Origin of the sequence: Okeania sp. SIO2B9, assembly GCF_010672505.1 — a bacterium.
Taxonomy (GTDB): domain Bacteria; phylum Cyanobacteriota; class Cyanobacteriia; order Cyanobacteriales; family Microcoleaceae; genus Okeania; species Okeania hirsuta.
Genome location: NZ_JAAHGK010000766.1, coordinates 1 through 3,797, shown reverse-complemented (window position 1 = coordinate 3,797; position 3,797 = coordinate 1). Strand labels below are relative to the sequence as shown.

Here is a 3,797-nt window from a genome sequence, read left to right as displayed (position 1 = left end):
CCCGATAATAGTAATTTGAGTAAAGCTAGAAATAGTTAAGTTACAGCAGTTTCCGCACATTATGAAGTACAGATGCGGAGCAAGTGCGACAGCTATATACTTTCATGCAACAAAGCCGCTGATAGCTAATAGCTGACTGCTGACTGCTATTTTCAAAATCTCCCACTTTTTAACCGCACTCGATCACCATAATTTAACAACATTTCCAAAGCAGCTAAACGATTTTGCCAAGTCTGAACTTGATAAGCATTTTCCCTCCCATGAACACTCATAGAACTCCTAAACTGTAACTGAAATCTTCTCAAACTATTTCTAGCTTTACTCAAATTACTATTATCGGGATTTTCAGCCAATTGATTCAAATCTGCTGCCAACTCCTCAGCTTTATTCCGCCAACCCTCAAGTTCAGACTGTCTTATAGAAAGTTGCTCATTTGCCAACAAAAAACTCCATTCCTTTTTCAAAGCTTGAAAACGGTCTGCTGCTGCTGCAAACGGTTGTCGATAGGGAATAATACCCTCCACAACATGAGAAGGGTTCGCAAAAGCATTCAATGAAGCTCTATTATTCTTCCCAGTTTCCGGTCCTCCCTGAGTACGAGTCAAAAATCCATGTAACCCACCAGTAATTCTTTCCGCAGCAAAAATAATGTAACCCCCTGTAGGCAAATCCCTCGCCGCCTGAATTTGGTCAACCGCTACAATCTCAGGAAGATTCAAAAGCTTAACTGCAGGCGTTATTAAAGTACTACCTAATACTCGCGTACTCGTCAGCGGTTGCGTAATTTGCTGGAAACGATTTGTATCCAACGCATAAGTCATCGGAGTCAACAAATCAATATCACCCCTGAGAACCCAAGTCTCCCAATCTTGCTGAATTTTATCAAAGCGCTCGTGACGTGGAAAAGGAAACACCGCCGCCGACAAAATCATCCTTGGATACTTCTGTTTGAGAAATCTCGAAGTATCCGCCACAAAACTATTAACTTGATTAATTTTAAACTCAGTCCACTTCCACATATTTTGGCGATCGCGTGAAGAAATCTTCATCGGGTCTATACCATGCAACTGCTGAAACTGTTGACGAGATGTCGTGCTGTAACCATAAGAAAAATTTCGACCAGGATTTTGAAAAGGATAGCGAATATAGTCAAGTTGAATCCCATCAACCTCATAGCGACTAGCAATTTCATCTATTATCTTCAGCAGATATTGCCGAACATAAGGATTAGCAGGGTCCATATAAACCTTGCCATCAGAAGGGTGTCTTTTCCGACCCCTTTTATCAGTCATCACCCAATCAGGATGAGCCGAAATCACCGGGCCCAAATAACTATCTGGCTGACCGAGAGCGCGGTTATGAGCCTTATTTCCCGTCGCAAACGTCCATATCCAAGCGTGTATCTCCATATTCCGCTCGCGAGCCAATTTAACAGCAGACTCAAGTGGGTCCCAGGAAATTGTCAAAGGATTCTGTCTGGGAGCAACATTACTGGGATAAATTGTGTAACCAGCATTCAGAGTTTCAAAGAAAACAGTATTAATACCAGCAGCAGCAAGTCGGTCAAATACCATTGCCAAACCACGTTCGGAGCGGGCCCGAACAATAGTACCCCTATCTAACCATACAGCTCTAATCTCAGCTCCTGCTCTTTCTCCATCAGTAGGATAATTCTGCCACAACAATTGTCTTGTTTGCAGCCATTGATTTCTAGCAGTAGCATATTGTTTGGATGCCACCTGTTGGGGGAATCTTTGAATTACCAACCGTGCTCGTTCGACTATTTGTTGAGCATCACTTATTTCTCGATTTCTTTGAGCAACAAATGTACTACGATCGCTATTGGTAGCTACCAAACTACCTTTATCTGCTGACAAATTAACTTCTACATTTGCCGACTTAGCTGCAACCAAAGCACTTTCAAATCTACCCAAGAGATTATTTAACTCTTGCAACATTGCATGAGCTTCTGCTCTGCTAATTGGATAGTTTCCTTGTCTTACTTCCAAACCCGCAGGTGCTGATTCTGATGAAGGGTCTGTTTGCGAGTTTGGTACTTGTCCCTCTGGTGGGGGCAAAGGTCGGAGTATGGCAGCTAGGGGGTTACGGCGAGGGGATGGTGTAGTTGTTTGTTGTCTGGATCTGTTCCAAATATTGCCTCTATTATTATTTGTGGTTTCTGAAGTAGGGTTATCGGTTTCCTTGGTACTGATATTTTCAGTTGTCCGATTTTGTTGTCTGAATCTATTCCAAATACTATCTCTATTATTTTTTGTTGTTTCTGAGCTAGAGTTTTCCAGTGAATTAACAACGTTTTCCTTGGTACTGATATTTTCAGCTTGCTGGTTTTGTCGGTCTATCTGTTCTCGAAATCTGTCCCAAACATTATTACTCTTGGGAACTGTATTTGTCTGTGAGGTTAAATTATTATTTTGACTACCTAATGTTTCTGGTGCTTGGTTTGATTGTGGTGATTTTTGTTCGGTCGTTGTCTGTTGTTGCTGACTTCTTAGCCAAATATTATCTTGCTCCGTAGTCGAGTTTTGAGTTGTCGTAGGAGGTTGATTTATACTTGAATTTACTGGTGCAGTTTTAGGTTGAACTCTTACTTGATTTGTATTTTCAGTGGAGTTTTGAGTTGTAGTAGAAGGTTGATTTGTATTTGAATTTACTGGTGCAGTTCTAGGTTGAACTCTTACTTGATTCGTATTTTCAGTCGAATTTTGAGTTGTGGTAGGAGGTTGATTTGAATTTACTGGTGCAGTTCTAGGTTGAACCTTAACTTGATTTGTCTTTTCAGTCGAGTTTTGAGTTGTCGTAGAAGGTTGATTTTTGTTCGTATTTACTGGTGCAGTTCTAGGTTGAACTCTAACTGGATTTGTCTTTTCAGTCGTTGTTGGTGCAGAGGAAATACGGGGTCTAATTTTAACCGGGTTAGTGCTAGGAGTAATGGGAGCAGTCGGTCTACTATTCGCTGTAGGTAATGGATTATTATTTCTCGCTGTAAATTGTGGCTGACTCTGATAGCGATTTAACACAGCTTGCAACCAAGCACTATCTAACCTTACAGACGTACTACTACCCCAGTTCCAACCGAAGTAAGTTGCTTGAGGAGTAATTACTACCGCTGAAGAACCTGAACTTCCTTTCCAAGTAGCTGCAGTTGTACTGCTTAACCCTGCCGGAATTAATACTCCACCCTCAACAGTATCTTGGTCATTTCCCATCGGTGTCCAACTGGTAGATTTTTTGCAGGCAACATCTAAACAACGATATTTTGCTTCCGGTGTTGTGGGTTGACTCAGAGGAAAGGCCCAGTAAGACCCAAGGAGCGATCGCAATTCTTGCCTTACTCCTGGTTTAGATTTTCTCCCTACCTGGCCACTAGCTATTAATTTCCCTCCCTCTTTTACCCACTCTTCTATAATGTCTACTTGAGTTTGAGTTAAGGTTTCAATGTTTGCTAAAAAGATAACTCTCACCCCAGATAGGTCAGCTACTGTATTAATTTGTCTTAAATAAATTGGTTCATAACTGATACCTAGATTGCGTATTCGTGTAATGATGTTATTCCATTCATCTGTATTTCCATCATCTCGAATTATTCCTAATAAAGTATTAGCTTTACTTGGGGTTGGTAACAGTACAATTAAACTTAGTAAGGCACTTGTTAGGTGGGGAAAAATTTGTTTATATATAGGCTTTTTTTTACTCATTAATCCTCTTAATTTAATTCAAGTAAATATTCAAATAAAATTTATTAACAATTGCTTTCATTAAAAGTAGAGAATTGCAAT

The 3,797-nt window shown here is 40.4% G+C and carries 1 protein-coding gene; it reads right to left on the bottom strand.

Annotated elements, in window-relative coordinates; all coding sequences use genetic code 11:
- Nucleotides 1-152: 152 nt before the first annotated feature.
- A complete protein-coding gene (locus F6K13_RS23030) occupies nucleotides 153-3,716 on the bottom strand; it encodes a family 10 glycosylhydrolase (RefSeq protein WP_287288503.1) in 3,564 nt (1,187 codons plus the stop codon).
- Nucleotides 3,717-3,797 lie beyond the last annotated feature (81 nt).